Source organism: Streptomyces sp. NPDC037013 (assembly GCF_055607265.1).
Window position 1 is genome coordinate 595,369 of sequence record NZ_JBVJRV010000001.1, and the last position, 26,695, is coordinate 622,063.

General features: G+C 71.4%; 24 protein-coding genes. 8 read left to right on the forward strand and 16 right to left on the reverse strand.

Going from position 1 to position 26,695, the window contains the following annotated elements; translation table 11 throughout:
- The first annotated feature begins 111 nt into the window (after positions 1-111).
- Positions 112-1,491, forward strand: a complete 1,380-nt coding sequence (locus ACZ7DY_RS02335) for a phenylacetate--CoA ligase family protein (protein WP_471128925.1) — start codon at positions 112-114, stop codon at positions 1,489-1,491.
- A gap of 2 nt (positions 1,492-1,493) precedes the next feature.
- Here ACZ7DY_RS02335 and ACZ7DY_RS02340 read toward each other — a convergent pair whose 3' ends face one another.
- From ACZ7DY_RS02340 to ACZ7DY_RS02380, 9 genes are all read right to left on the reverse strand, one after another.
- Complete coding sequence (locus ACZ7DY_RS02340; protein ID WP_471128927.1) at positions 1,494-2,486, reverse strand: esterase/lipase family protein; 993 nt, start codon at positions 2,484-2,486, stop codon at positions 1,494-1,496.
- Positions 2,487-2,561: 75 nt separating this feature from the next.
- The gene (locus tag ACZ7DY_RS02345) at positions 2,562-3,158 is read right to left on the reverse strand and encodes a GNAT family N-acetyltransferase (RefSeq protein ID WP_471128929.1); all 597 of its coding nucleotides are present in this window, start codon (positions 3,156-3,158) and stop codon (positions 2,562-2,564) included.
- A 73-nt stretch (positions 3,159-3,231) separates the two neighbouring features.
- Entirely contained in the window at positions 3,232-3,729 is a 498-nt protein-coding gene (locus tag ACZ7DY_RS02350) for a DinB family protein (protein WP_471130195.1), read from the reverse strand.
- 71 nt (positions 3,730-3,800) lie between these two features.
- Positions 3,801-4,445 carry a class I SAM-dependent methyltransferase gene (locus ACZ7DY_RS02355; protein WP_471128931.1) on the reverse strand — a complete coding sequence of 215 codons (645 nt, stop codon included), beginning with the start codon at positions 4,443-4,445 and terminating at the stop codon, positions 3,801-3,803.
- Between the two features lie 117 nt (positions 4,446-4,562).
- Positions 4,563-7,130 (reverse strand): ABC transporter permease, encoded by a 2,568-nt coding sequence (locus ACZ7DY_RS02360; RefSeq protein ID WP_471128934.1) that lies wholly within the window; start codon positions 7,128-7,130, stop codon positions 4,563-4,565.
- Between the two features lie 93 nt (positions 7,131-7,223).
- Positions 7,224-8,012 carry an ABC transporter ATP-binding protein gene (locus ACZ7DY_RS02365; protein ID WP_471128936.1) on the reverse strand — a complete coding sequence of 263 codons (789 nt, stop codon included), beginning with the start codon at positions 8,010-8,012 and terminating at the stop codon, positions 7,224-7,226.
- A gap of 306 nt (positions 8,013-8,318) precedes the next feature.
- Complete coding sequence (locus ACZ7DY_RS02370; protein WP_471128939.1) at positions 8,319-8,996, reverse strand: response regulator; 678 nt, start codon at positions 8,994-8,996, stop codon at positions 8,319-8,321.
- Positions 8,993-10,624, reverse strand: a complete 1,632-nt coding sequence (locus ACZ7DY_RS02375; RefSeq protein ID WP_471128941.1) for a sensor histidine kinase — start codon at positions 10,622-10,624, stop codon at positions 8,993-8,995. Before ACZ7DY_RS02375 ends, ACZ7DY_RS02370 begins: the two co-directional genes overlap by 4 nt.
- 168 nt (positions 10,625-10,792) lie before the next feature.
- On the reverse strand, positions 10,793-11,422 hold the full coding sequence (locus ACZ7DY_RS02380; RefSeq protein ID WP_471128943.1) for an SUKH-4 family immunity protein: 630 nt from the start codon (positions 11,420-11,422) through the stop codon (positions 10,793-10,795).
- A 307-nt stretch (positions 11,423-11,729) separates the two neighbouring features.
- Between ACZ7DY_RS02380 and ACZ7DY_RS02385 the strand changes: the two genes are divergently transcribed.
- Positions 11,730-12,641: a glutaminase gene (locus tag ACZ7DY_RS02385; protein WP_471128945.1), complete on the forward strand. Its 912-nt coding sequence runs from the start codon at positions 11,730-11,732 to the stop codon at positions 12,639-12,641.
- A 52-nt stretch (positions 12,642-12,693) separates the two neighbouring features.
- Here ACZ7DY_RS02385 and ACZ7DY_RS02390 read toward each other — a convergent pair whose 3' ends face one another.
- Positions 12,694-13,254 carry a hypothetical protein gene (locus tag ACZ7DY_RS02390; protein WP_471128947.1) on the reverse strand — a complete coding sequence of 187 codons (561 nt, stop codon included), beginning with the start codon at positions 13,252-13,254 and terminating at the stop codon, positions 12,694-12,696.
- A gap of 327 nt (positions 13,255-13,581) precedes the next feature.
- On the opposite strand from ACZ7DY_RS02390, the gene ACZ7DY_RS02395 reads away from it, so the two are divergent.
- Both ACZ7DY_RS02395 and ACZ7DY_RS02400 read left to right on the forward strand, forming a co-directional pair.
- Complete coding sequence (locus tag ACZ7DY_RS02395; RefSeq protein WP_471128948.1) at positions 13,582-13,989, forward strand: YciI family protein; 408 nt, start codon at positions 13,582-13,584, stop codon at positions 13,987-13,989.
- A 364-nt stretch (positions 13,990-14,353) separates the two neighbouring features.
- A complete protein-coding gene (locus ACZ7DY_RS02400; protein ID WP_471130197.1) occupies positions 14,354-15,061 on the forward strand; it encodes an HNH endonuclease family protein in 708 nt (235 codons plus the stop codon).
- Positions 15,062-15,762: 701 nt separating this feature from the next.
- Here the strand turns inward: ACZ7DY_RS02400 and ACZ7DY_RS02405 are convergent.
- Positions 15,763-16,644 carry an NmrA family NAD(P)-binding protein gene (locus tag ACZ7DY_RS02405; protein WP_471128951.1) on the reverse strand — a complete coding sequence of 294 codons (882 nt, stop codon included), beginning with the start codon at positions 16,642-16,644 and terminating at the stop codon, positions 15,763-15,765.
- Between the two features lie 105 nt (positions 16,645-16,749).
- On the opposite strand from ACZ7DY_RS02405, the gene ACZ7DY_RS02410 reads away from it, so the two are divergent.
- A complete protein-coding gene (locus ACZ7DY_RS02410; RefSeq protein ID WP_471128953.1) occupies positions 16,750-17,487 on the forward strand; it encodes a TetR/AcrR family transcriptional regulator in 738 nt (245 codons plus the stop codon).
- On the opposite strand, the gene ACZ7DY_RS02415 is transcribed toward ACZ7DY_RS02410, so the two are convergent.
- Entirely contained in the window at positions 17,484-18,134 is a 651-nt protein-coding gene (locus ACZ7DY_RS02415) for an NADPH-dependent F420 reductase (RefSeq protein WP_471128956.1), read from the reverse strand. The genes ACZ7DY_RS02410 and ACZ7DY_RS02415 overlap by 4 nt on opposite strands.
- Before the next feature lie 73 nt (positions 18,135-18,207).
- Here ACZ7DY_RS02415 and ACZ7DY_RS02420 point away from each other — a divergent pair, with 73 nt between their 5' ends.
- Together ACZ7DY_RS02420 and ACZ7DY_RS02425 are read left to right on the forward strand one after the other, a co-directional pair.
- Complete coding sequence (locus tag ACZ7DY_RS02420) at positions 18,208-18,603, forward strand: winged helix-turn-helix transcriptional regulator (protein WP_471128957.1); 396 nt, start codon at positions 18,208-18,210, stop codon at positions 18,601-18,603.
- A 289-nt stretch (positions 18,604-18,892) separates the two neighbouring features.
- Complete coding sequence (locus ACZ7DY_RS02425) at positions 18,893-20,524, forward strand: amidase (RefSeq protein WP_471128959.1); 1,632 nt, start codon at positions 18,893-18,895, stop codon at positions 20,522-20,524.
- 33 nt (positions 20,525-20,557) lie between these two features.
- Here the strand turns inward: ACZ7DY_RS02425 and ACZ7DY_RS02430 are convergent, their stop codons facing one another.
- Positions 20,558-21,721 carry an FUSC family protein gene (locus tag ACZ7DY_RS02430; protein ID WP_471128961.1) on the reverse strand — a complete coding sequence of 388 codons (1,164 nt, stop codon included), beginning with the start codon at positions 21,719-21,721 and terminating at the stop codon, positions 20,558-20,560.
- A 207-nt stretch (positions 21,722-21,928) separates the two neighbouring features.
- The gene (locus ACZ7DY_RS02435) at positions 21,929-22,792 is read right to left on the reverse strand and encodes a SigB/SigF/SigG family RNA polymerase sigma factor (RefSeq protein WP_471128963.1); all 864 of its coding nucleotides are present in this window, start codon (positions 22,790-22,792) and stop codon (positions 21,929-21,931) included.
- A 198-nt stretch (positions 22,793-22,990) separates the two neighbouring features.
- On the opposite strand from ACZ7DY_RS02435, the gene ACZ7DY_RS02440 reads away from it, so the two are divergent.
- Positions 22,991-23,164 (forward strand): CsbD family protein, encoded by a 174-nt coding sequence (locus ACZ7DY_RS02440; protein ID WP_471128965.1) that lies wholly within the window; start codon positions 22,991-22,993, stop codon positions 23,162-23,164.
- A 76-nt stretch (positions 23,165-23,240) separates the two neighbouring features.
- Here ACZ7DY_RS02440 and ACZ7DY_RS02445 read toward each other — a convergent pair whose 3' ends face one another.
- Both ACZ7DY_RS02445 and ACZ7DY_RS02450 read right to left on the reverse strand, forming a co-directional pair.
- On the reverse strand, positions 23,241-24,884 hold the full coding sequence (locus tag ACZ7DY_RS02445; RefSeq protein ID WP_471128966.1) for an ABC-F family ATP-binding cassette domain-containing protein: 1,644 nt from the start codon (positions 24,882-24,884) through the stop codon (positions 23,241-23,243).
- 76 nt (positions 24,885-24,960) lie between these two features.
- Entirely contained in the window at positions 24,961-26,610 is a 1,650-nt protein-coding gene (locus tag ACZ7DY_RS02450; RefSeq protein ID WP_471128967.1) for an ABC-F family ATP-binding cassette domain-containing protein, read from the reverse strand.
- Positions 26,611-26,695 lie beyond the last annotated feature (85 nt).

Here is a 26,695-nt window from a genome sequence, read left to right on the forward strand (position 1 = left end):
GGACCGCCACCCCCCGACACCAGCGGCGAGGAAGACGCCTGGGCGTGACTCCCCGCCGCCCTCCGGCGAACCGGCCATCGGCCGGCCCCGCCACCGAAGGAGCACGAGACGATGAGCGAGAGCGAGAGCATGTCGTGGCTGATGCGGGACATCCGCCGGACCCGCAAACAGGGTGCGGACGCGGTCGCGCGGCGCCGAGGTGACCGGCTGGCCGACCTGGTCGCCTACGCCCGCTCCGCCTCTCCGTACTACCGGGGCCTCTACCAGGGGCTGCCCGAACGCGTCGAGGATCCGACGCTGCTGCCCGTCACCGACAAGAAGCAGCTGATGGACCACTTCGACGACTGGACGACGGACCGGGACATCACCTTCGAGAAAGTACGGGCGTTCACCGACGACCCCGAACTGATCGGCCGGCGCTTCCTCGGCCGCTACCTGGTCGCCACCACTTCGGGCACCAGCGGCAGGCGCGGCCTCTTCGTGCTCGACGACCGGTACATGAACGTGTCCTCCGCCGTCTCCTCCCAGGTGCTCGCCTCCTGGCTCGGCCCCCTCGGCATCGCCAGGGCCATCGCCCACGGCGGCCGCTTCGCCCAACTCGTCGCCACCGAAGGGCATTACGTCGGCTTCGCCGGCTACTCCCGGATGGAGCTGGAGGGCGGCGGCCGCAGCAAACTCCTGCGCGCCCTCTCCGTGCACGAGCCGATGGAGAAGCTGGTGGCCGAACTCAACGACTACCGCCCGGCGTTCGTCATCGGCTACGCCAGTACGATCATGCTGCTCACCGCCGAACAGGAAGCGGGCCGCCTGCACATCGACCCGGTGCTCGTCGAGCCCGCCGGCGAGACGATGAGCGAGAGCGACACCGACCGCATCGCGAAGGCCTTCGACGCCAAGGTGCGCACGATGTACAGCGCCACGGAGTGCACCTACCTCAGCCACGGCTGCGTGGAGGGCTGGTACCACGTCAACGACGACTGGGCCGTGCTCGAACCGGTCGACGCCGACCTACAGCCGACGCCGCCCGGCGAGTTCTCCCACACCGTCCTGATCAGCAACCTCGCCAACCGCGTACAGCCGTTCCTCCGGTACGACCTCGGCGACAGCGTCATGCTCCGCCCCGACCCCTGCCCCTGCGGCGCCACCTCACCCGCGATCCGCGTCCAGGGCCGGGCCGGCGACATCCTCACGTTCCCCTCCGGCCGCGGCGACGACGTCAGGCTCGCCCCGCTGGCCTTCAGCAGCCTCTTCGACCGCATGCCGGGAGTGGAACTCTTCCAGATCGAGCAGACGGAACCGTCGACCCTGCGCGTACGCATGGTCCGGGCGCCCGGCGCCGACGCGGACCGCGTGTGGCAGCGCGCCCACGACGGGCTGTCCCGCCTGCTCGCCGACAACAAACTCGACAACGTCAAGGTGGAACGGGCCGAGGAACCGCCGCGCCAGGGGTCGGGCGGCAAGTACCGGACGATCATCCCGCACGCCGCCTGACCTCACCGGGCGTAGTCGCGCAGCTCCGGTTCCCGGTCCGCCCACGGCTGGCTGTGGAGGATCAGCTCGATCGGGTAATTGAGCAGGCCGGGCAGGGCGTTGACGGCCTCCTCGCTGTTGAGCGGCATGATCGGCTTGGCGCAGTGCGCGCGGTCGATCCGCCCGGAATCGGCCGGACCCGGGTGCTCGATCGCGTCGTCGACCAGGTCGTAGGTGACCTGGTCGACGACCATGGTGATGTGCTCGGGCCAGGGCCGCCCCGGGCAGATGTCCTGGACCCCGATACGGTGCGCGCCCGGCAGCGAGGGGGCCTGGCCGTCGGCGATCACGGACTCGTCGGCGTACGAGTAGATCGTGGTGTACGACGGTCCCGCGGGCATGGGCGTGCCGCCGTCGGCGAGCGCCTTGGTCCAGTTCGAGTCACGGGCGAACTGCAGCACGGCGGCGGGGCAGCGGGCGATCTCGGCGATCGGCCGGCAGGGGCTGGCGAGCCGGGTCCCCTGGAAGGGCGAGCCGAGCGTCACCACGTCGTCGACCTTCTCCGTCAGGTCCGGCCAGAAACGCAGCGCCCACGCCGCGAGCAGCCCGCCCTGGCTGTGCCCGACCAGGTCGACCTTGCGCCCTGTGTGCTCCTGGACGGTGCGCGCCGCGTACACCACGTACTCGACGGACTCCTGCATGTCCCGCAGCCCGCGCCCGGGGGAGTCCACCCAACAGGACTGGTAGCCCTTCTTCTTGAGCTCGGCCATGTAGTTCCAGGCGTAGTTCTCCTCGCCCTTGAGCCCGGTGCCCGGCACGAAGATGACGGTCGGCCTGTCGTCGCCCGCGCGCATGTCGTCCAGGTCCGTCTGGCAGTGCAGCGCCTTGGCGAGTTCGGCCGCGGGAATCTCCAGCGGCGGGGACGGATCGGCGGCCGCGGCCGCGGTGGAGGCCGGTAAGACGGACAGGGTCAGCACGGCCGCCGCGAGGCCGCCGAGCCATGAGGACAAACGCACTGTGACCTCCGCGAGACAGAGTGGGGGAGCCCCCACGGAAGGGGCCCTCATCGTGATGCGCCGTCCCGCCGTACGTCAACAGCCCCTGGGGTCACGGTAGTTGAGGCCAGTACCATATGCGCCAACCTCACCGCCCACACGGTCCCCGGCCGTGAGCGCCCACCGCTCGTGGTCCCGCCACGCGCCACCCACGAACTGGAACGCCACGGAGTATCCCTCCCGCCGGAACCCCAGACGCCTGACGAGATTCAGCGACGAGACGTTGTCGGGCTGGATGTTGGCCTCCAGCCGGTGGAGCCCCAGCCGCCCGAAGGCGTACTCGACGACGAGCCGCACCCCTTCCGTCAGGTAACCGCGCCCCGTGGTGGAGGCGTACGCGGTGTAGCCCAGCGTGCCGCTCTGCAGCGAGCCCCGGACGATGTTGTTGATGTTGACGCCTCCCACGATCGCGCCCGTCTCCAAGAGGCAGACCACGAAGCCCTCGTGGGTGGGCCGCTCGAACCGTTCGAGGGACTCCTGGAACGCCTCCACCGTGGTTGCGCGGGCGCCGAGCCAGCGGTCGAGCATCTCCGCGCTCTCCTCGCGCAGCCGGGTGATCTCCTCGTAGTCCTCGCGGCGGATGCGGCGGATGGCCACGCGGGGGCCGTGCGAGACGTGGTCGGGGGCAGTCATCCCGGGATCTTACGGCGGCCGCCGGTAGGAGCGAGCCGCGGGACGCCCCGTCGCGAGAGACGGGTGGCGCGCCTCAGCGGCCCGTGCTGCCGTCGATCAGTTCACGGAGGATGTCCGCGTGCCCGGCGTGACGGCCGGTCTCCTCGATCAGATGGGTCAGTGCCCAGCGCACGCTGGGCGCCGGGCCCGCGCGTCCCGGACGGGGAAGCGGCTCGCCGAGGTCCGTGCAGGTGTCGAGCACCTGGTTCGCCCGCTCGACGGTGGAGCGGTAGCGCGCAACGACGTCGGCGACACCGTCCTTCGGCGCCGCGTGGAACGTCGCCTGCCAGTCGGTGACCCTCTCACCGAGGAACGTGGCGCCCTCGACGGCGGTGAGGTGGTCGAGGAGGCCGAGCAGATTCGTCCCCGAGGGCACGGCGGCGGTCCTGACCTGAGGTTCAGCCGCGCCTTCGACCTTCGCCGCGACCGATTCCCGCAAGTAGTCGAGGAAGCCGCGCAGGACGTCGGCCTCGGTGTTCGCGGTGCGGGGCGGAGGGGCGTCCTTGCGGCGCGGGGTGCGGGCGGTGGCCATGGGGTGCTCCTTCTCCTCTTCCTTCTTCTTCACCGACGCGAGTCCGGCTCAGTGCTCGTCGGAGCGGCGGCTCACCGGTTGCGGCGGACGAGCAGCACGTGGTCGATGACCTCGGCCGTGGTCCCGTCGGGGCCGACCGCGGTCCGGCGCGGCATGTCCGCGCGCTCGACGGTCCACTGCGCGGGAGAGAGCCGCAGCTGCTCCGCGACCTCGTGGGGGGTGGGGAACCGCACGTCGGGGTCCTGGTTCCACGACCACGGCGCCGTCGACCCGTGATCGACGACCAGGAGCCGCCCGCCCGGCCGCAGCAGCAGGGCGGCCGAGCGCAGGACGGCAGCCCTGTCCTGCTCGTACGGCGCGTGGAAGTAGTGGGCGGTGACCAGATCGCACTCCAGCTCGGGCAGCGCGGCGCGTACGTCGTACTGCCGGGCGGTGATCCGGTCGCCCAGGCCGCGCGAGCGGGCCAGTCGGGTCAGCCGCGTGGTCGCCACGGCCGAGACGTCGAGAGCCGTCACCCGCCAGCCGAGCCCGGCGAGCCACAACGCGTCGCCGCCGCCCCCGCAGCCGATGTCCAGCGCGTCGCCGGGCGCCAGTGTCTCCCCCGAGGGGAGCGCGGTCACCGTCTCGACGAGCCGGGCGTTCGGCTGCGGATCGGCGGGCGCGGGCAGCTCCGCGTAGAACTTGTCCCAGTAGGTCGCGGCGTCCGTGAGCTCCATCGGGTTCCTTCCCCTCGGTTTCCGTGGGGCCAGTCTCGGCGGGGCTCGCGCGCATGGCATCTCTCGTTGCCGTTCCGGCAAAACCGGCGAGGTGCGGGGGAGGCGGGGCCCCGCGCCTCAGGCGTCCGTGACGGCTCGCAGGGGGCTGAGGGCGGCGGCGCGTCGGGCGGGCAGCGCGGCGGCGACCGCGCCCGTGGTGAGGGAGAGGACGATCACGAGGGCGAGGGTGCCCCAGGGCAGGGAGAAGGAGTACTGGGGGATCGCCCCGTTGGCCAGGCCGCTGACCTTCCACGCCCCGAACAGCCCGCCCGCCACCCCGAGCAGGGTGCCGAAGGCGGCGACGCCGACAGCCTCGAGCCGGATCATGCGGCGGACACCGGAGCGGTCCATGCCGATGGCGCGCAGGACGCCGATCTCACGCGTGCGTTCCGCGACCGACATGGCGAGGGTGTTGACCATGCCGAGGGCGGAGATCAGGACACCGATGCCGAGCAGCCCGAACACCATGGTCATCAACTCGCCCGCGACGCCCGCCTGTTCCCGGACGAGCTGGTCGCGGCTCTGGACCTTCAGGAGCGGGCTGTCGCTCACGGCGGACCGCAACCGGTCGGCCAGGTCCCGGGAGACCGTACCGTCGGTGGTGCGGACCAGGATGCGCTGGACGGAGGCGCGCAGATAGCCGTGGGCCTGCACGTCGCCGCGGTAGCCGAGGACGTCCTGGGCCGTGGGGTTGTCCTGGTAGACGCCGACGACGGTGTACGGGCGGTCGCGGTCCCCGGTGCCGGGGCCGATGCCCGCCTCGATCCGGTCGCCGGTCGTGACGTGATGGTCCCGGGCGAAGCTTCGGGAGACGGCGATCGTGCCGGGACGGAGGCGCTTCGCCGAGCCGCTGAGGAAGTCGAGCTTCATCACGTCGTCGACGGCCCGCGGATCCACTCCCGAGATCGACTTGGCCGAGGACCCGGCGGTGATGGTGGAGTCCGCCACGGCGGTGGCCGTCCGCACGCCCGGCACGTCGGCGACGCGCTCGACGGCGGCGGAGCCGACCCCGGTGGTGGTGCTGCGGGTGCTGATGACGTAGTCGGCGCTGAGCCCGGCGGCCGCCTGGGCGTCGAGGGCCTGATCGGTGGACCGGTCGATGACGGCGAGACCGGAGACCAGCGCGGTGCTGATCATCAGCGCGGCGGCGGTCGCGGCCGTACGGCGCGGGTCGCGCAGGGTGTTCTCGCGGGCGAGGTCCCCCACCACCCCGGCGCGGCCGGTGAAGCGGCTCAGGAAACGGATCACCGGCGAGGCGAGCAGCGGGGCCAGCACGATGAGGCCGACCACGAAGAGGGCCGCTCCGCCCATCGCCGACTGCACATTGGCGTCGGAGGCGCTGGTCGCACCGCTCAGCGACAGCAGCAGACCCGCCCCGGAACCGGCCATGACCAGGCCGAGGATGCCGCGGACGCGGGAGGCCGCCGCGGAGGGCTGCCGCTCGGCCGTACGCATCGCCTCGACGGGCGCGATCCGCGCCGCGCGGCGCGAGGGCAGCCAGGCGGCGACCACGGTGACGCCGACCCCGACGACGAGCGAGGCGAGCACCGTGGCCGGGCCGATCACCAGCGGTCCGCTGGGCAGCAGGTCACCGGAGGTGTCCAGCACACCGGGCAGCGCCGCGGCGACCCCGAGGCCCAGGACGAAGCCGAGTACGGACGCGGCGAGTCCGACGAGGGCGGCCTCGGCGAGCACGGAGCGGACCACCTGGCGCCGGGTGGCACCGATGGCGCGCAGCAGCGCGATCTCGTGCCGGCGGCGCGCCACGAGCATGGTGAAGGTGTTGACGACGAGGAACGTGCCGATGAACAGCGAGACCGCGGCGAACATCATGGGCAGCCGCTCGTAGCTGTGGGTCTTGGTGCCGATGAAGGCGGACTGCTGATCGGCCTGGGCCGCCCCGGTGACGGTTTCGGCCCGCTCGCCCGGCAGCACGGCGGTGACGCGTCCGGCCAGCTCGGCCTGGCCGGTGCCCGGCGTGGCGGTGAGGTCGATCTGGTTGTAGCGGCCGGGAGCGGCGAAGAGCTTCTGCGCGGTGGCCTTGTCGAACACCGCGAGGGTGCCGCCGGACCTCACCCGGCTGTCCTCGGTGGAAACCAGGCCCACCAGACGCTTCTTGAGGACCGGCCCGTTCTTGGTGAGCGTGACGCTGTCCCCCAGGGAGTATCCGGCGGCGGACGCGGTCCCGCCGTCCAGCGCCACCTCGCGGTCGTTGCGGGGCGCGCGGCCGGACGTCAGCGGGTAACGGCTGTCCTCGCCGTCGGGACCGGGCGTGTACGCCGCGCCGAACTTGCCCATCATGCTGTCGGCCCTCATCGGCGTGCCGTCCTTGGCGGCCAGGGTGACCGACCCGTCCGCCACCGGCCGTACGGAGGCGACGCCCGGAAGTCCGGAGAGCTTGCGCACCAGGGCATCGTCCAGCGCGCCGTACTGCTTCGCGGCAGAGGTCCCGGGAGGGGACTTCGGCGTCACGCTCACGTCGATGCCCGCGTAGTTCCGGGACATGGAGGCGCGGTAGGCGGCGGCGGTCGAGTCGGCGAAGACCAGGGAGCCGGTGATGAACGCGACACCGAGACAGACCGCGAGGACGGTCATGAGCAGACGGGCTTTGTGCGCAAGGACGTTGCGCAGGGCTGTTCGCAGCATGGGGTGCTTTCGGAGGGGGTTGGACGGGGTGGAGGGGGTGAACCGCACAGACAGCGGGCGGCAGAGGCGCAGCCGGTCAGGCGACGCACCCGGTCAGGCGGCGCGGCCCCGCCCGTCGAAGGCGAGCATCCGGTCGAGTACGGCATCGGCGCTCGGCTCGTGCAGCTCGTCCACGAGACGGCCGTCGGCGAGGAAGACGACGCGGTCCGCGTAGGCGGCCGCCACCGGGTCGTGGGTCACCATCACCACGGTCTGGCCCAGTTCCCGTACCGAGTCGCGCAGAAAGCCCAGCACCTCCGCGCCGGAACGCGAGTCGAGATTGCCGGTCGGTTCGTCGGCGAAGACGATCTCCGGCCGCGATACGAGGGCCCGGGCCACCGCGACGCGCTGCTGCTGGCCGCCGGAGAGCTGGGCCGGGCGGTGCGCGAGCCGGTCCGCGAGGCCGACGGTGGCGACCACGGTGTCCAGCCATGCCGGGTCCGGGCGCCGGCCGGCCAGCCGCAGTGGCAGGACGATGTTCTCCAGCGCGGTCAGCGTGGGCAGCAGGTTGAACCCCTGGAAGACGAAGCCGACCTTCTCCCGCCGCAGCTCGGTCAGCTGACGGTCATTCAGAGAGGACAGTTCGACGCCACCGATCCGGGTGGAGCCCGACGAGACCGGGTCCAGGCCCGCCATGCAGTGCATCAGCGTGGACTTGCCGGAGCCGGAGGGGCCCATGACGGCCGTGAAACGGCCCCGCGCGAACTCCACCGACACCGCGTCCAGCGCGGTCACCCTCGTCTCTCCCTTCCCGTAGGTCTTGGTCAGGCCATGGGCCCGGGCGGCCGGTTCCGTAAGGGGCGCGCTGGAGGACGCGTGGGAGGAAGGGAACGTCTGTGACATGGCAGCTCCGCATGGCGTGCGAGGGCCCGCGAGAGGCCGCGAACCCGGGGGACGCATCCATCCTCACGGCCCTGAGCTGCGAAAACGTCGTGCTGTGGGCGGGAGTTGACCTCTGTCGAAGGACCGACGTCCGCTGCCCGTCCTCTACCGGAGGACAGAGACCGGCGGCGACCGGACAGAGAGCGGCGGCGACCGGACAGAGCCGACCGGCGACGGCCGAGCCAGGAGATCGGCGGTGCCTGGGCAGGAGGCCGGTCGCGACGAGGTCAAGAGACCGGCCGGCCCCCGGTCAGGAAGCCAGCCCGGTCAGGAGGCCAGCCCGGCCCGGTGGGCCAGCAGCGCGGCCTGCACGCGGCTCGCCGAGCCGGTTTTGTCCAGGATGGCGCCCACATGGGTCTTGACCGTGCCGACGCCGATGCCGAGCCGCCCGGCGATGTCCTGGTTGGAAAGCCCCTCGCCGAGCATCGCGAGGACCTCCCGCTCCCGGCCGGTGAGCCGGTCGAGCCGCTCGTCCGCCGGCCCCTCCCCGGCGTCCCGCGAGGCACCGGAGCGCAGCATCCGGGAGATCACCGTCCCGGTCACCCCCGGCGAGAGCACGGCGTCCCCCGCGGCGGCCGCCCGGACCGCGCTGATCAGCTCCTGCGGGCCCTCGTCCTTGAGCAGGAACCCGGCGGCTCCCTCCCGCAGCGCCCGTACGACGTTGTCGTCGTCGCCGAAGGTCGTCAGCATCACCACCCGGGGCGCGGGTTCGAGGGCGAGCAGCGGCGCGATGGCGGCCAGTCCGTCGCACCGCGGCATCCGGATGTCCACCAGCGCCACGTCCGGGTGGTGCGCCGCGGCCTCCGCGACCGCCGCGTGTCCGTCGGCGGCTTCGGCGACCACGTCGATGTCCCCGGCGTGCCGCAGGATCAGGCGGACCCCGTGCCGGATCATCGCCTCGTCGTCGGCGAGCAGCACGCGGATCGGGTCGGTGGGGCGGGTCATGAGGTCTCCCAGGGCGGGGCGTCCCGCAGGGTCGGAACGGTGAAGCGGTCGATGGAGATGAGGCGTTGCGAGGCGTCGAAGCAGTAGCGGGTGATCGTGAAGGTGCCGGGGCGGGGGTCGGGGCCCGCGGGCGGGTAGACACAGCCCACCGCGCCGGCGGGCCGCGGCGGCTCGTGCCCGGTCGCCGCGGCCCGCACCGCCGGACTGTCGTAGATGCCCTTCAGTTCCCGGTACGTCATGCCGAGGCGCGGCCGCGTCGGCGGTTCCGCGCCCCTCGGCTGGCTGTAGACCATGCTGACCGCGAGCGTCATCAGCACCCAGAGCGCCGCCGCCCCGAGGACGAACATCAGCGCCCTGGCGGTCAGCGGGCCGCACGGCAGCGCCGCGTCCTCGTCGGACCCGTCCGGCGGGGAGGCCGCCGTGCCGGCCGCGGCCGGTTCCCTGGTGACGGTGTCGGCGGGTTCCGTCGGGACGGTCGCCGCCACCTGGAACCCGCCGGACGGGGGCGTACTCGTCTCGAAGGTGCCGCCCAGCAACTCGACCCGCTCCCGCAGACCCGCCAGACCGCGCCCCGACCCGACCTCGTGCCCCGCCCCCGCCTGGGGCCGCGTGCCGACTGCCGCCGCCGTGGTGGACGCGCCGTTGCGGACCGTGACCCGTACCGTCCCGTCGCCGTGCGCCACCCGCACGGTGACGTGGGAGGACGGCGCGTACCGGTGCACGTTCGTGAGGGCCTCCCGTACCACCCGGTGCACCGCGCGCCGCACCTGGGGCTGGCACACGTCGAGGTCGGGGCCGCTCCACTCCAGGCGTACCGCGATCCCCCCGTCACGGGACTCGGCGACCAGGGCCTCGACGTCGGAACGGGTGCCGGTGGCGTCGGTGAGCGCGTCCGGCCCGGTGTCCCGGCCGAGCGGGCCGAGCACCCCGAGCGCCTGCCGCAGCTCGCGCATCGCGTCCCCGGTGGTGCGCCGGACCAGGACGGCCTCCTCGCGCAGCTCGGGGTCGGCCTGGCCGAGGGCGAGTTCGAGACCGCCGGCGTGCAGCGAGATGAGACTGAGCCGGTGGCCCACCAGGTCGTGCATCTCGGCGGCGATCCGGGACCGCTCGTGGGTGCGGGCCTCACTGTCCGCGGACCGGCGGGCCCGCTCGGCCGCGTCGCCGCGTTCACGGAGCGCCCACAGCAGCCGGTCCTGCTGTCCGGCGACCGTGCCGACCAGGCCGGGTACGACCACGGCGGTGACGGCCATGACCACGCCGAGTTCCAGGCCGTAGGCGGTCGAGCCGGGGCCGGTCGAGGGGCCGGCCGCGGTCGCGGCGGCCAGGGTCAGCAGGCTCGCGCCGCCCAGCAGCCGGAACCGGCGGCGCGAGCGGACCGTGCCGATCGCCACGGTGTACGCGGCGGCGGCCGTCACCGGGCCGACGACGGGCGCCGCCCCGGCCAGGACGGCGAGGACGAGGAGTACAACGCCTGGCCCGAGCCGCCGCAGCGCGAACAGGACGACGGCGACCGGGACCGCGAGCAGCTGGAACCCGGCGTACGGAAGATCCCACAGCCGCACGGCGACCGCCCACAGGCACAGCGCGGCCACGGCGACTCCGCCCGCCTCGGCGACGGCCCGGGCCACCGCTCCCGGACGTGTCTGAGCGTCCCGCCCGGACGGGACGCGACGGAGAAAACGGCAGATGAGAGACACACCGCCAGTATCGACCGGGCCGAGCGGACGGCCGTGGACCTCAGGGTCGATCCGGGCCTCTGTCTTTCGGCAGAGACGGGCGAAGGCCTGCCGTCCCGCTCATCCGTAGAGGGAGTGGGCTCCCGGGCTGTCGCCCCGAAAGCGCTGGCCCGCGGCGATCTCGTCGCCGACCACCGACCAGAGGGTCTCGTCGTCCTTGAAGGGGAGGGGGTCGACGCTGCTCGTCGCTTGACGGATCCGCTCGACCTCGCCCTCCAGCCGCTCGAAGTCGGCGTCCTCGTCGCCGTCCGCGTCCTCGTCGCCGCCGCTGAAGGGGAACTCGTCGAGCAGGCGCTGGAACCGGGCGGTGACGTGGACGAGGGAGGAGACATCCGTGTGGGTCTCCCGCACGGTCTCCTCGTCGGGGTCGAAGGCGTGCACCGTGCCGGATACGGGATCGAGGGCGAGGTGGGCGTTGAGCAGCCAGCCGATGACGGGCCACACCTCCGCGCCCGCCGGGGCGTCCTCGAACTCCTCGGTGTCGACGACATCCCGGACGAGAGGCAGCCGACCGGTCTCCCCGTCGGGCTCGCGCAGCGAGAGCGTCCCGGTGGGGAGGCCGACGGTCCGCAGAAGGCGTGCGCCCTCGGTGTCCGCGGCGAGCGGCGGGAACGCGGTGGCGGGCAGGGTCGCGAGCCGGCCCTCGCCGAAGATGCCGGCGAGCTCGCCGCGGGTGACGTCGAAAAGCACTGCGGGACTCCGAACTGGGTGGCGGCACGGGCGCCGTGAGACGCGCGGCGAACCAAAACGGCCACCACCATAGCGGCGCGGATCACAGCACTCTCCCCGAGTCCGATTCCCCGGAGCGGCGAACACCACCCCGCAGACTCACCTGTCACCCGTCATCCGTCACGCGCCGCAGCCCGTACGGGGATGATCCCGGCCAGACGTTATCCTGTCGACGCGGCCGCAGACATAGCCCGTAACCAGCGGCTTTTCAGGATGAAGCGGCCTTTCAGGACGAACGGCCGCATCGTAGAAGCAGAAAGCTCAGGTTGTGGACTACCAGGCCGTTCTCGAGGAAGTCGCCGCCTTCGCCCGGCCGTTGGTGGGCCGCGGTCAGGTGGCGCAGTACATCCCGGCGCTCGCGGACGTGGACGCCGAGCGCTTCGGCATCGCGGTCGCCGACGTCAACGGCGAGGTGCACGGCGTCGGGGACTGGCAGGAGCCCTTCTCCGTCCAGTCCATCTCCAAGGCCTTCAGCCTCGCGCTCGTCCTCGCGGAGGGCGGCGAGCGCATCTGGGACCGGGTCGGCACGGAGCCGTCCGGCAACCCCTTCAACTCGCTGGTCCAGCTCGAGTACGAGAACGGCATCCCGCGCAACCCGTTCATCAACGCCGGCGCACTGGTCGTCACGGACCGGTTGCAGAGCCTCACGGGAGACGCCGGGACGACGATGCTGGAGTTCCTGCGCGAGGAGAGCGGCAACCCCGACCTCGCCTTCGATCCGGTGGTGGCGGCCTCCGAGGCCGAGCACGGCGACCGCAACGCGGCCCTCGCGCACTTCATGGCGAGCTACGGCAACCTCGACAATCCCGTGGCCACGGTCCTGGAGCACTACTTCCGGCAGTGCGCGATCCGCATGAGCTGCCGGGACCTCGCCCTCGCGGGCGCCTTCCTGGCCCGGCACGGGCTGCGCCGCGACGGCACGCGCCTGCTGCCCGCGCGCGAGGCCAAGCAGGTCAACGCGGTCATGCTCACCTGCGGGACGTACGACGCGGCGGGCAGCTTCGCCTACCGCGTCGGCCTGCCGGGCAAGAGCGGCGTCGGCGGGGGCATCGTCGCGGTGATCCCGGGCCGCTGCACCCTGTGCGTCTGGAGCCCGGGCCTGGACTCGTACGGCAACTCCGTGGCGGGCGTGGCGGCACTCGACCACTTCACGACGGTGACGGGTTGGTCGGTGTTCTGAGAGCGCGCGGCGCGAGCGGGGGGCTCCGCCCGCACGCGCGTGGGCGGATGCTTTAGCGCGGTCGACCCTTATTCTTGCTGCCGTCATCTTCTATAGCTTGCTGTGCAGCGGAAGTAAAGGACTCCAAGTCGCGGTACACCACATCTGCAACCGAATCGAGCAGTGCGAAACCTTCGTATATCTCGTCAGTAATTCTCTGCCGTGACTCTGGAGAGTCGCCGTCTTCGGTACTCCCGGCGCGTGAAGCCCTGTACATGGCGGATCTAATGCGCAGGCTGCTTTCTCTGAGAGAATTAGCCGGTGCGAGGACGTAAGCGGGGCCGAGGAGGGAGATCTCTACCCACTGGGCCCTGACCTCGGTTTCCAGTGCGCGGGCGGCTTGGAACGCGTCGTCGCCTGTTTCCCGTGACCGTGCGATTTCGGCCAACTCGGCACAGGCTGAAGAAAACGCCTTGTAGGCATCGTAGCGAGGCTGACGCTGTTCCTTCTTATGGTCGGCCCGTACGGCAATTTGGGCGCTCTCGCGCTGCCACCAGCCGGCTGCAAGCGATGCACCGATAGTGCCGAGGGAACCCGCCAAAGCGCCGCACACGGCGGCTAGTCCTGCGTCCATGTGGCGAGTTTACCTTCCTGCGGTGTTAATCGGCGCCGGTTGGGATATGGGGCGCAAATCACCTCTCAATTCGCTGCAGTTTAAGGCTGGCGAGGCCATTCTTGCGCCTATATCGCAAGGGCCGCTGAAGCGCATAAGTGGTCAAGGAGAGTCGCGCCGTAGACCGTGCGCGGAACGTCACGATCCAGCTCCGGCCCGCGCCCTGACCGACTGACCGCCACGCGGAGGTCAAAAAGAGTTGGACGGCGATGTCGAGAACCCCCGAGCGGCTCCGTCCCCGTAGTGAGCGCGGCCAGAACGGGTCGCACAGCACCGAGGAGAACGACGATGGCGAAGTACCTGCTGCTCAAGCACTACCGCGGCGCCCCGGCTCCGGTGAACGACGTGCGGATGGACCAGTGGACACCCGAAGAGGTCTCGGCGCACATCCAGTACATGCACGACTTCGCGGCCACGCTGGAGAAGACCGGCGAGTTCGTCGACGGCCAGGCACTGGCGCCCGAGGGCGCGTGGGTCCGGTACGACGGGGAGGGGCGTCCGCCGGTCACCGATGGTCCGTTCGCGGAGACCAAGGACCTCATCGCCGGGTGGATGGTGATCGACGTCGACAGTTACGAGCGGGCCATCGAGCTGGCCGGTGAACTGTCGGCCGCCCCCGGAGCCGGTGGCAAGCCGATCCACGAGTGGCTGGAGGTGCGCCCGTTCATGGGGTGCCCTCCCACCGTCACGGAGTGACCCGGCCACCGCGCCGCGATCGCCCCGCAGCCGGGGTGGGACTCGACTCTTTCGCGTCTCGCCCCAGGGGGGCGACGCATGAGTGACCGGCCTCGCGGCGGATCCCGACGCGGTGTGGTGGCTTGCCTCGGCCGTTGCCGGGGCCGCTACAACGTCCGTGGGGTTCATGGCAGTTCATGGTGGCCGACACGGGAACCGGCACCGCTCAAGGGGACTTGCGTTGTGTCCGGCCCGGGGTGGCTGCGGCCGGGCGTCCGGTACGACTGTTCCCTCCCCCCGAGTGACATCCGCCCGATGCGCCGCCCACACGGTCACCGGAACCGATACGACTGCCTGCGTGACCTACGTGACTATGGCGACCTGCATGACCAACGCGACCTGCGTGACCAAAGCGAGCGCACGCGTCCTGACGACAGCAGTCTTCGCCCTGCTGCCCCTGACGGCTCCGGCCGGCCCCGCCGCAGCCGTTCCGCCCGCCGTCCCCCAGCCGGGCCACCTGACCCTGACCGACGCGATCGGCCGGCTCCCCGTGGCCGAGGAGAACCATGACGGGTACGTGCGTACCGCGTTCAAGTACTGGGTGGACGACGACCACGACGACTGCTCCACCCGCGCCGAGGTCCTCATCGCCGAGTCCCGCACGGACCCGGTCGTCGAGGACTCCTGCCGGATCGCTTCGGGCACGTGGTACTCGTACTACGACGGGAAGACCGTCACCCAGCCGCGCGCGCTGGACGTCGATCACGTGGTGCCGCTCGCGGAGGCGTGGGACTCCGGGGCCGCGCACTGGAGTTCCGCTCGCCGCGAGGACTACGCCAACGACCTCGACGCCGAACGCAGTTTGGTCGCGGTTACCGCGGCGACCAAGAGGGACAAGGGTGAGCAGGACCCCGCCGAATGGCTGCCCCCGCTCGCCGACGCCCGCTGCACCTACGCCGCCGACTGGATCGCCACCAAACTGCGCTGGTCCCTGACCGCCGACCGCGCCGAGATCTCGGCACTCCGTGAACTCGCCGACGGCTGCGGCCACCAGGGCCTGGACGACGTGGCGCCCGCCCCGGAGGGCAGGTAACGGCGTCGGGGCCCGCCCTGTCCACGTACCACTCTGGTTTACTCCTGCTACCGCAGGAGTTGAGGGGCAGGTACCCCCGTGGTTTGACGCTTCGGCGTCGATGGCGCGCCTAAGGTCGCTTCTGTCCGCCTGACCAGCGGACATGGACCTCGCTCACCCGGGGCCAGGGCCCCGGCCATGTGCGTCGTGTCAGGGACCTCGTCGAGGAACTCGACCTGGGGTGGGTCCACCGACACGACAGAGCGGTCCGCCTGGTTCCCCCACGGCGGACCGCTCATTTTGTGTGCGTGTTGCATGACCAGGACACCTCCGACAAGGGCGGGAAGGCCTGCCAAACCGCACCCCTGTCAAGGACTTCCGCACGATTGATGTGAACTCTTATTGAGCTTCGCGCGGCGTGGCGCAAGCCTTTGAACAGGTAAAACGACCCCGGTAGGACCGCTCACGGGGATTCCTGCAAGATCCACAACCGTAAAGCGGGGGCATCATGGGGGCCGCGAATCCGCGCCGCCTCGTGAGGAGTCCTGATGGCAACCAAGCTGGAACACCGACCGGCTCCGCAGTTCGAACTTCGATGCGGCGGACTGCACTTGACGATTCAGCGCGTGCCCGGATGGCTGGTGGCGGCTCTCGCCACGGCCACGGGTAGCGGGTTCGCAGCGTGGCTCACGTCGCGGTGACACAGGTTCTCAGGATGCCGCTCAGGTCGTGACGGTGGGCCTCAGTACCTCCTCGCACCACTGCCGGAAGTCGGTCGGCGCGGCCGAGGTCGTGGCCTTCTGCTCGGCCTCATGATCGTAGATGCCGTCGTTCTGGGCGGCGGCCATGTCGACCAGGCCCTGCGCCCAGGCAGGGCTCATGCCGTACTGCGTCATCGTTGCCCGGTACTCCCGCCCGTCGACCTGCCGATAGCGGACGGGTCGCTCCAGCACCTCGGACAGGACTCGCGCCATGTCGTGCGGGGAGAGGGTGTCGCCGATCAGGGGGACAGTAGACCGGCCGGTCCAGGAGCCATCGGCCAGCAGCGCGGCGGCAGTTGAGGCTATGTCGCGGGTGGCGACGGTCGCCAGCGGGCGGTCGGCGGTGTTGGGCATGGAGAACGTCCCCCGGGTCTTGATCGCTTCGGCCTGGTTGAGGAGGTTCTCCATGAAGAACGGCATCGCCAGGGCCCGGTAGTGGACGCCGGTCCGCTCGATCATGTCGTCCATCGCGAACGCGGGGGACAGGAGCCCGGCGTGCCGGCCGTAACCCCGGCCCAGGCTGGTCACGCCGACGACGCGCTCGATGCGCTGGGCCTCGAAAGCCTCGCAGGCAGGGCGGGTGAAGCCGAGGTAGTGCTCGTGGATGTCATCGGCCTGAAGGTTCGGTGGCACCAGCCACAGGACGCTGTCGGCGCCGCGGAACGCCGCGGCGAGGGCCGCGGGGTCACTGTGCGAGCCCTGCACGACCTCGGCGCGTTCGCGTGTCCGCGGGGTCAGCCTCGAGGGGTCGCGGGCGATCACCCGGACGGACTGCCCGCCGTCGAGCAGTACGTCTAGGACCTGGTGGCCGATCTGGCCGGTGGGCGCGGTGACGACGATCACGGGAGCCTCCTGGAGGGGGTCGGGTGGGTGGTGTTTCCATCGTTAACGTACGCGCGTTTCCGGTGATACGCAAAGCGATAACGAGTTACTGTTATCGTTGGTAACATGGACGTCGAACCCTCCGCCGTGCCGGAGAGCAACCGTGACCGGATCACCGCCGCCGCCACCCGGCTGCTCGCGGAGGGCGGCCGCGAAGCGGTGTCGACCCGGGCGGTCAGTGGCGCGGCAGGCGTCCAGGCGCCGACCATCTACCGGCTCTTCGGCGACAAACAGGGCTTGCTCGACGCGGTCGCCGCGCACGGGTTCGCGACGCACCTCGGGACGAAGGCCGCCCTCGAACCGTCGGGAGACCCCGTCGAGGACCTGCGCACCGGCTGGAACCTCAACCTGGAATTCGGCCTCGCCAACCCGGCCCTATACACCCTCATGTACGCCGAGCCCCGCCCCGGCACCATGCCGCCCGCCGCCTCCGCCGCGCTGGAGATCCTCGCGGACCACATCCACCGGATCGCCGAGGCGGGCCGCCTCCGGGTCGACGAGGCGCGCGCCGCCCAGCTGGTCCATGCGGTCGGCGGCGGCGTCACCCTCGCGCTCATCGCCACCCCCGAGGACCGCCGGGACGTCACCGTGTCCCACCTGGCGAGGGAAGCGGTCATCGCCGCGATCACCACCGACGCGCCCGCCCCGGCGCCGCCGGGCCCCGCCGGAGCGGCGCTCGCGCTCCAGGCGCTCCTGCCGCAGACCGACGTACTGACCCCGGGCGAGCAAGGCCTGCTCACCGAACTGCTCACCCGCATCGCCCGACGCACACCGCCCACCACCGTCGTGCCGCCCCCTTCCTAGTGGCCCGGTCCGGTCGCGTATGCCAGGGGAGGGGCGATCGCCTGGGCGTCCGCTCCCTCGCCGACCCATAGGGCGATGAACAGCGCGGCGGTCGCTTCCAGGAGTCCGGCACGGTTGAGGCCGCCGCCGGCCACGGCTTCACAGCCCACGTCCCGTACCAACTCATTCACCCGCGCGAGGGCACTCTCATCGTCTCCGCAGACCGGAACAGCCAGTGCTCGCCCGTCGAAGACGGGCGGCCGCATGCGCCATACGCCCTCGTGGCAGAGGTTGAAAGCCTTGACCACGTGGGCACGCGGTGCTGCCGCAGCCAGTTGTTGCGCGGCGGAGGGGCCTCCTTCCGTCAGAAGCCGGAAGCCCGGCCCGACCAGATTGGAGCAGTCGATCAGCACCTTGCCCTCCAGGGCCGCGTGCAGGTCCCGCACCGTGTCCACCCCCGCCCCGAAGGGCAGCGCGGCCAACACCACTTGACCGAACTCCGCCGCCGCGCGCAGACCGGCAGGCTTCGCGCCCCCGCCGATGCGTGTCGCGAGCCGCTCCGCCTTGTGTGCGTCCCGTCCCCCGATGGTCACCTCGTGCCCGGCCCGCACCCAGTGGGTGGCGAGCGCGTCGGCCATGTTGCCGGCTCCCAGTACACCGATTCTCATGACGCGTCCCCTCTCCGTTCCTGCTTTGACCTTCACATCGACGCTAGAAGGCCGCCGGGGCACCATTTGGTACGTGACGACCGACACCTTCCTCGCCGACTGCCGCGCCCGCCTCGCCTTCGACCTGCTCTCCAACACCTGGAACGCCGTGGTGCTCTGGGCACTGCGCGACGGCCCCAGCCGCCCGGTCGAACTACGGGAGAGGCTCGGGGGCATCAGCTCCAAGGTCCTCACCGAGACTCTGCGGCGGCTGCAGTTCAATGGGCTGGTCGCCCGGCAGGCAGACCCCGACGCACCCTCACGGGTCGAGTACCGACTCACGCCGCTGGGACGGACCTTGCTGGCACCCATCGACGCCGTCGGAGCGTGGGCCTTCGAACACGGGGATGAGGTCATGGCCGCCCAGGAAGCAGCATCCAGCCCCGCCTCACGGACCCCTCGTCCGACGCCGGTCACGGCCACTGGTTGAGGCCGGGCGGCGGGCGCGTCACAAGGGAGGGGTCACTTCGTCGGGGGGACCCACGCGTTCGTCGCGGGCGGCGCCGTGGCAGGAGTATCCGGCCCATCAGTCGATCAACCATGCCACCTGTCCTCGTGCGGCCGGCGTGGGAAGTGTGACCGCCACCCCACCACCCCGCCCAGGCACGCAACACGTGCCCATAAGTGCAGTGTTCACCAGCCGCGCGGCCCCATACCCTTGCGCCGGACACCGCCCCTGTAGTCGGCTGATCCGCATGGGGAAGAAGAGCATTGTCGCAATGACCGCCGCCCTCGTCGCGGGGTCCCTTCTGACGGGCCTACCTACTGCCGGTGCGCAAGCCGCCGAGTACGGTAAGGAGCGGGGCAAGGAGTACGGCACGGAGCGTGGTTCCGCGCCCGCGCCCGCGCGCGATGTCGGTGATCCGTCGACGCTCACCGGATTACCCCGCTCCACCGGGGTCGACCTGGACACCGTGACGATTCCCGAGCTCCAGGCGCGCATGGCGGACGGGTCGCTGTCCTCGTCGCTGCTGACCCGCACCTACCTGCGGCGCATCGAGGAGATCGATCCCAAGATCCACGCGGTGCTGCGCACCAGCCCGACGGCGCTGCGCCAGGCGGCCGCAAGCGACGCCAGACACCGGCAGGGCAAGACCCTCGGACCGCTCGACGGCATACCCGTGCTGCTCAAGGACAACGTGAACACCCGTGACATGCCGACGACGGCCGGATCCCTCGCGCTCGCCGGCAGCCCGCCCGAGACCGACGCCGTGCTGGTGACGCGGTTGCGGAAGGCGGGGGCGGTCATCCTCGGCAAGACCAACCTCTCCGAGTGGGCCAACTTCCGGGCCGCGAAGCCGACGTCCGGGTGGTCGGCGGTGGGCGGGCAGACCAACAACCCGTACGTCCTCGACCGCAATCCGTGCGGCTCGTCGTCAGGTTCCGGCGCGGCCCTCGCCGCGTCGCTGTCGCAAGTGGCGATCGGCACCGAGACGGACGGTTCCATCGTCTGCCCGGCCGGGATGAACGGCGTCGTCGGCCACAAGCCCAGCCTCGGTCTGGTCAGCCAGTCCGGTGTGGTCCCGATCTCCGCCGAGCAGGACACGGCAGGACCCATGGCGCGGAACGTGACCGACACCGCGCTCACCCTCTCCGTCCTGAGCGAGAACTCGCGTGGTGTTCGGGCCGACGCGGGCTCGGGCAAGTCGGGGACCAGCCTCCGCGGGAAGCGGATCGGCTTGTGGCGCCTGCCCTCGCTCGGGGCCGACGTGGACGCGGTGATGACCCGTACGGCGAAGAAGCTGCGCAAGGCCGGAGCCGTCGTCGTGGAGGTGACGCCCCCGTACCAGGAGCGGCTCGCCGAGCTCGAATTCCCGGCGCTGCTCAGCGAGTTCCACCGGGACATCGACGCCTACCTCGGCACGCGCCAAGGGCCCCGCGACCTCGCCGGTCTGATCGAGTTCAACCGCACCCACCCGCAGGAGCAGTCCTGCTTCGCCGGCCAGGAGCTGTTCGAGCAGGCCCTCGCGGCGCCGCCCACCACCGACCCCAAGTACCGGGCGATGCGCGCCGAGCTGAAGGATCTCTCCCGGCGCTCCCTGGACGAGACGATGGCCGACCACCACCTCGATGCCATCGCCGCGCCCACGAACCCGCCCGCCTGGACGACCGATTGCGCGCGCGGCGACAACGACGTGATCCCGTCCTCCACGCCGGCCGCCGTCGCCGGATACCCCTCGCTCTCGGTGCCCGCGGGCACCGTGAACGAACTGCCGGTCGGCGTGCTCCTGATGGCCGGTGACCACCAGGACGGCAAGCTCTTGGCGCTGGGCGCCGCGGTGGAGAACCGGCTGCAGGCCTGGCGGGCGCCCCGCTACCTGCCGACGGTCGGGTCCGCCGCGACACGTTGAGCACAGACACCCGGACCAGGACACGGCCGCCGCTCAGGCGTCGGCCGTGTCCTGGAGTACGTCGCAGGTGTGCTGGAACTCCTCCATCAGGCGCGTGGCCTCGACGACGAGGACCCCGTACGGCCGGGCGGCGTTGGCCAGGGGCAGCTCGTTCTCCTGCGCCGTGTTCAGCACGTTCTGGAGCTCCTCCTGGGCGACGGTCGCCAGTTTGCGCATCTCGTCGGCCTGCTCGGTGAGGGTGTCGCTGTCGAGCTCCGCGAGCACGTGCGTGATGTCGCGCAGCCGGAGGGCGAATTCGGCGTATGCCTCCAGTACGGGCGCGTACGTGTAGGTGTCCTCCGTCTCCCGCCACCGGGCGAGGCTGCGGGTGAGCGAGGCCAGCTGGTAGACGGCGCGCTCCAGTGCGTCGATGGCCTGCCGGTAACGGGTGAAGGAGAGGTAGGCGCGGTGTGCGGGCAGCAGCTTGCGCGGGTTGAAGGGCAGGCTGTTCTCCGCCGCGTTCAGGCCGGCCCGCGCCTGCGCGACCGCGCTCTGGACGCGTTCTCCCGCCGTACGCCACTGCTCGGCGCGCTCCGCGTCGACGTCTCCGCTGCACAGACCGTCGGCCATGTCGTCCAGCAGGCTCTCCATCTCGGAGGCCAGGAGGTGCAGGCCCTGTTCGGCGCTGCGGTAGCGCAGTGGGGGAGCGATGCACAGGTTGACGAGCAGCCCGATGCCGCAGCCGATGACGACGAGAAGGATGATCTGCCCGAGCTGTAGGGCCCGGTCGGCGTTGGTGGTCGTCGTCGCGTAGGTGGAGAACGCGAAGAACGCCGCCGTGCCGACCTGGGAGCGCTGCTCTCCCAGCGCCGGCCACTGGGCGAGCACCAGCGCGATGACGGCGACGATGACGAACGCGAACAGGTCGGGGCCCGCCGTGAAGCCGATCGCCGACTGCACCGCCACCCCGACGATGACCGCGGCCGTGTACCGCAGCGTCTGCCACAGCGACGTGTAGATCGTTACGCTCATGGTCAGCACCGCCGAGAACGGTGCGAACGCCGGCGACGTCGCGTTCAGCAGATCGTGGGCGACCCACCACGCGAGCGTCGCCGCCAACACGCTCTTGCCGACGAGGAGGCAGGTGTGCCGCTCGTATCCGGACGAACTCCACGCGCGCGCCATCCACGCCCAACCGCTCCGCACCCGTTCCACCACGCGATCCGACTGTCCTCTCCGTGCCGGGCCCCGCGAGCCGGGGACCGGGACAGGACACGTAACCACAGCGGGCCCGGTGAAACCGGGATGCACCTGGTTGCCCTCCCGTGTCAGCGGACATGGGCCGCGGACGCAAGCCGTCCCCGCACTCTTCCGAGTACGGGGACGGCTTCGGTGGTCCGGCGGGCGGGGGAGCCTACTCGGTGCCTACTCGGTGGTCAGCAGGCCGGCGCGGAGCTTGGCCACGACGCGGCTGATCAGCCGGGAGACGTGCATCTGCGAGCAGCCGAGCGCGTCGGCGATCTGCTGCTGGGTCTGCTCCTCGACGAAACGGAGGTGGATGAGCGTACGGTCCCGTTCGTCGAGGCCCGCGATGAGCGGGGCGAGCGAGTGGAAGTTCTCGACCAGTTCGAAGGAGTGCTCGTCGACGCCGATGAAGTCGGCGAGCAGCGTGTCGGACTCGTCGTCGGAGCTGTTGACCGCGGCGTCGAGGGAGACCGCGTTGTAGCCGTTGGACGCCTTCTGCGCCTCGGTGACCTCGGCCGGGTCGAGCTGCATCAGCTCCGCGAGCTCGGCCGTGGTGGGCAGGCGGCCCAGGCGGGTACGCAGCTCCTCGGTGGCCTTGGACAGTTCGATACGGGCTTCCTGCAGGCGGCGCGGCACGTGCACGGCCCAGGACGTGTCGCGGAAGAAACGCTTGATCTCCCCGGTGATGTAGGGGACGGCGAAAGAGGTGAACTCGACCTCACGGGTGAGCTCGAACCGGTCGATCGCCTTGATCAGGCCGATGGTGCCGACCTGGACGATGTCCTCCATCTCCTGCGGGCCGCGGTGCCGGAACCGGGAGGCCGCGTACTGCACGAGGGAGAGATTCATCTCGATCAGGCAATTGCGTACGTACTGGTAGTCGTGCGTGCCCTCCTCAAGGCCGGCCAGACGGTCGAAGAGCCGCTTGCCGACCTCCCGCGCATCCTTCGGCGCAATGGAGGAGGGGTCCGTGTACGCGCGCTCCACGAGTTCTTCCGCGGCCTTCTCGGCCTGGCCCTGTTCCCGCGCCGTCACGGTGATCATTGGGTCCCGCCCCTTCGAAATCGAATTTGGCTGTCTTCCCCCGTAGCGCGCCGGTTACCCGGGAAACAGCCGTACACACCTGCGACTCTCACAGATCCTTCAGATCTTGATGAACGTCGTGATGATGTTTGAGGACCGAGTGAGCGGCCAGGCGTACTGACAGCACATGATGTCGATGCCAAGGAGCGTGAGCGGAAGATGAGCGCCAACGAGAAGGCCAAGGCCAAGGTCGAGCAGACCACCGGTGCCGCCGCCGAGGCCGCGGGACGCGCCGTGGGCAACGAGAGCCTCACCGCCAAGGGCCGTGCCCAGCAGATGAAGGGCGACGCGCGCCAGGCCAAGGAGAAGACCAAGGACATCGGCAAGCACTGACCAGAGCGCCAGGGACATACTGCTGGGGCGGCCCCGGAATGGGGCCGCCCCAGCGGCGTGTGCGGGGGGACGCGTCCTACGGGTCGAGTCGCGCACCAAGCCGTCCATCGAGCCGCATGTGCCGCCCCTGCCAGCGCGCCCGGAGCCAGCGGTCGTGACTGGCCAGGACGACGGCCCCGGGGCCGGGACCGAGCGCGTCCTCCAGTTCGTCGCACAGGCGCGGCGAAAGGTGGTTGGTGGGCTCGTCGAGCAGCAGCAGCTGCGGCGGGCGCGCCACCAGCAGGGCCAGGGAGAGCCGCCGCCGCTGTCCCACCGAGACGCTGCCGACCGGCTTGTCCAGGTCCGCCGCGTGCAGCAGCCCCAGGGAGCCGAGCGGTACCGCCTCGGCCCGCTCGGCACCCAGCGCCAGCCGGTAGGTCTCGCGCACCGACCGGCCGGGCCGGGCGAACACGGTGTCCTGGGCCAGCATCGCCACGGTCAGCCCGGGGCGCCGCCGTACCTCGCCCTCGGGCGTGAGCCGTCCGGCGAGCACGGCCAGCAGGGTCGACTTCCCGGCCCCGTTGGCGCCGGTGACCAGCAGCCGGTCGGTCTCCGTCACCTCCGTGCTCACGGGCGCGAGCCGGCCGGGCACTTGTACGTCGTGCAGGGAGACCAGCGGCCCCCGCTCGCCGGCCCCGTCGGCGGCGATCCGGGGGACGGCGAACCGCAGCGGCCGCGGTGGCTCGGCGACTCCGGAGCGCTCCAGTTCCTCCAGTCGGCGGGTGGCGTTGCGCACGCGGCGGGAGATCTGGCTCTGCACCCGGCCGGCCCGGTGGCCGTACCCCATCTTCTCGTTGTCGCGCGGGCCGCGGTCCGGGGCGAGGCGGTGCGCGGTGACGCCCGCGGACTCCCGCAGCGCCGCCAGCTCCTCCTGCTGCTTGGCCCACCGCCGTGCCCAGCGGCTCTGCTCGGCACGTTTCTCTGCGAGATAGGCGCTGTAGTTGCCGCCGTAGCGGACCGGGCCGTCCATCGAAGGGTCGAGGTCGACGAGGTCCGTGCAGACCGCGTCGAGAAACGCCCGGTCGTGGCTGGCCACGACGACCGCGCCGGGCAGGGCGCGCACCTGCTCCTCGACGAAGGCGGCGGCAGTGTCGTCGAGGTGGTTGGTCGGCTCGTCGAGGAGGAGGGCGGCGGGCCGCCGGACCAGCAGTGCGGCCAGCGCGAGCCGGCCACGCTGGCCGCCGGAGAGCGAACCGAGTCTCCGGCCGGGGTCCAGGGCGCCGAGTCCCAGGCCGTCGAGGACGAGCGCGGCGCGCCGGTCGGCGTCCCACGCCTCACGGTCCTGGGCCCGCTGGAGCCGGACACCGTACGCGTCGAGCAGGTCCGGGTATCCGGGTGTGTCGTCGGCGGTCCTGGCGAGCTCGTCGGCGAGCCGTTCCAGTTCGGCGAGGTCGGCCCTGACCTCGCGCAGCGCGTCGTCGAGCACGCCGGCGACGGTCGTCTCCGCGGCGTAGGGCATCTCCTGTCGCAGCAGGCCGAGATCGGGCGGGCGCGTGACGCTGCCGGCGTCGGGCTCGTCGACTCCCGCCAGCAGTCTCAGGAGTGTCGACTTGCCGGCGCCGTTCTCACCGATGAGCCCGATGCGGTGGCCGGGCGACGCGGTCAGGGAGAAGTCGTCCAGTACGCGCCGTCCGCCGTAGGTGCGGATGAGGTCGTGGGCGAGCAGGGCGGGTCGGGGCATGAAAGGTCCTTCCGGCGTGTTCGGCTGGGCCCGCCGGGCGCGAGGCCTCGGGCGCGGGCCGGGTCGGCACGGCGGCTCAGGCTTCGGGCGCCCCGGTCTCCGTGAGCTCGCCGTCGGCCAGCCGCAGCCACCGGGTCACGCCGATCTCGCGCAGGAACCGCTGGTCGTGGCTGACGACCACGAAGGCGCCCCGGTAGGAGTCGAGGGCGCTCTCCAACTGCCCGACGCTGACCAGGTCGAGATTGTTGGTCGGCTCGTCCAGGAGCAGCAGGTGCGGAGCCGGTTCCGCGCAGAGCACGCAGGCCAGGGTGGCGCGCAGCCGCTCGCCGCCCGAGAGCACCCCGACGGGCAGGTGGGCGCGGGCGCCCCGGAACAGGAATCGGGCGAGCAGGTTCATCCGCTCGGCCTCCGGCCGCTCCGGCGCGTACGCGGCGAAGTTCTCGGCGACCGTCCGGTCCTCGTCCAGCAGGTCGAGGCGCTGCGAGAGGTGGGCGACGCGGCCGTCGGCCCGCTTGACCTGCCCCAGGACGGCGCCGTCCTCCTCCACCGTCAGATCGCCGTTGAGCAGACGCAGCAGCGTGGACTTGCCGGCGCCGTTGGGGCCGGTCAGCGCGATGCGCTCGGGCCCGCGGACCGTCAGGTCGACGCCCTGGCCCGCGAACACGTCCTTCTCCCCGAGGCGGACGCGCAGGCCCTCGCCGAGGAAGAGGGTGCGCCCGGCGGGCACCTGGGTCTCCGGCAGGTCGATGGTGATTCGCTGCTCGTCACGGAGCGCCCGCCCGGCCTCGTCGAGCCTGGCCTTCGCCTCGCTGATCCGGCCCGCGTGCACCTGGCCCGCGCGGCCCGCCGACTCCTGTGCGCCGCGCTTCATGTTGCCGGCGAAGATGCGGGGGAGGCCCGCGCTCTTCAGGTTGCGGGCGGCGTTGCTCTGGCGGCGCTCGGCGCGCTCGCGGGCCTGCTGCATCTCCCGCTTCTCCCGCTTGAGTTGCTGCTCGGCGCTGCGGACGTTCTTCTCGGCGGCCTCCTGCTCGGTCCGGACGCTCTCCTCGTACTCCGTGAAGTTCCCGCCGTAGAAGCGCAGTTCACCGCCGTCGAGTTCGGCGATGCGGGCCATCCGGTCGAGCAGGTCGCGGTCGTGGCTGACGAGGAAGAGGCAGCCGGTGAAGTCTTCCAGCGCGGCGTACAGCTTGTGCCGCGCTTCCGTGTCGAGGTTGTTGGTGGGTTCGTCGAGCAGCAGGACGTCGGGCCTGCGAAGCAGCTGGGCGGCGAGCCCGAGGGAGACGATCTGGCCGCCGCTGAGCGTGTGCAGGCGCCGGTCGAGGGTGAGGTCGGCCAGGCCGAGGCGGTCGAGCTGGGCGCGGGTGCGTTCCTCGATGTCCCAGTCGTCGCCGATGGCGGTGAAGTGTTCCTCGGCGACGTCCCCGGACTCCACGGCGTCGATGGCGCGGATGATCGCGGCGACGCCGAGCACCTCGGCGACGGTGAGGTCACCGGTGAGGGGGAGGCTCTGCGGGAGGTGGCCGAGGGTGCCGGTCACGGAGACGGACCCCGCGCGGGGCTTCAGTTCACCGGCGATGAGCTTGAGCAGTGTGCTCTTGCCGGTGCCGTTGGGGGCGACGAGGGCGGTGCGGCCCGGGCCGACGGTGAAGGACAGGTCCTGGAAGACGGGGGTGTCGTCGGGCCAGGCGAAGGAGAGGTTCGAGCACACGATGGACGCGTCGGACATGGAGGTGACCTCGTGGGAGGGGGGCAGGCAAGACAGACTTCTGCCCCGGTGGCAGACAGGAAGAGGGGACGACTGCGAGGCCACA

Excerpts from the sequence above, each read along its gene's own strand:
- ACZ7DY_RS02335 (WP_471128925.1), top strand. The coding sequence starts at position 112 with ATGAGCGAGAGCGAGAGCATGTCGTGGCTGATGCGGGACATCCGCCGG.
- ACZ7DY_RS02345 (WP_471128929.1), bottom strand. The coding sequence starts at position 3,158 with ATGACTGCCCCCGACCACGTCTCGCACGGCCCCCGCGTGGCCATCCGC.
- ACZ7DY_RS02350 (WP_471130195.1), bottom strand. The coding sequence starts at position 3,729 with ATGGCCACCGCCCGCACCCCGCGCCGCAAGGACGCCCCTCCGCCCCGC.
- ACZ7DY_RS02355 (WP_471128931.1), bottom strand. The coding sequence starts at position 4,445 with ATGGAGCTCACGGACGCCGCGACCTACTGGGACAAGTTCTACGCGGAG.
- ACZ7DY_RS02360 (WP_471128934.1), bottom strand. The coding sequence starts at position 7,130 with ATGCTGCGAACAGCCCTGCGCAACGTCCTTGCGCACAAAGCCCGTCTG.
- ACZ7DY_RS02365 (WP_471128936.1), bottom strand. The coding sequence starts at position 8,012 with ATGTCACAGACGTTCCCTTCCTCCCACGCGTCCTCCAGCGCGCCCCTT.
- ACZ7DY_RS02370 (WP_471128939.1), bottom strand. The coding sequence starts at position 8,996 with ATGACCCGCCCCACCGACCCGATCCGCGTGCTGCTCGCCGACGACGAG.
- ACZ7DY_RS02390 (WP_471128947.1), bottom strand. The coding sequence starts at position 13,254 with ATGGACGCAGGACTAGCCGCCGTGTGCGGCGCTTTGGCGGGTTCCCTC.
- ACZ7DY_RS02395 (WP_471128948.1), top strand. The coding sequence starts at position 13,582 with ATGGCGAAGTACCTGCTGCTCAAGCACTACCGCGGCGCCCCGGCTCCG.
- ACZ7DY_RS02400 (WP_471130197.1), top strand. The coding sequence starts at position 14,354 with ATGACCAACGCGACCTGCGTGACCAAAGCGAGCGCACGCGTCCTGACG.
- ACZ7DY_RS02410 (WP_471128953.1), top strand. The coding sequence starts at position 16,750 with ATGGACGTCGAACCCTCCGCCGTGCCGGAGAGCAACCGTGACCGGATC.
- ACZ7DY_RS02415 (WP_471128956.1), bottom strand. The coding sequence starts at position 18,134 with ATGAGAATCGGTGTACTGGGAGCCGGCAACATGGCCGACGCGCTCGCC.
- ACZ7DY_RS02425 (WP_471128959.1), top strand. The coding sequence starts at position 18,893 with ATGACCGCCGCCCTCGTCGCGGGGTCCCTTCTGACGGGCCTACCTACT.
- ACZ7DY_RS02435 (WP_471128963.1), bottom strand. The coding sequence starts at position 22,792 with ATGATCACCGTGACGGCGCGGGAACAGGGCCAGGCCGAGAAGGCCGCG.
- ACZ7DY_RS02440 (WP_471128965.1), top strand. The coding sequence starts at position 22,991 with ATGAGCGCCAACGAGAAGGCCAAGGCCAAGGTCGAGCAGACCACCGGT.
- ACZ7DY_RS02445 (WP_471128966.1), bottom strand. The coding sequence starts at position 24,884 with ATGCCCCGACCCGCCCTGCTCGCCCACGACCTCATCCGCACCTACGGC.
- ACZ7DY_RS02450 (WP_471128967.1), bottom strand. The coding sequence starts at position 26,610 with ATGTCCGACGCGTCCATCGTGTGCTCGAACCTCTCCTTCGCCTGGCCC.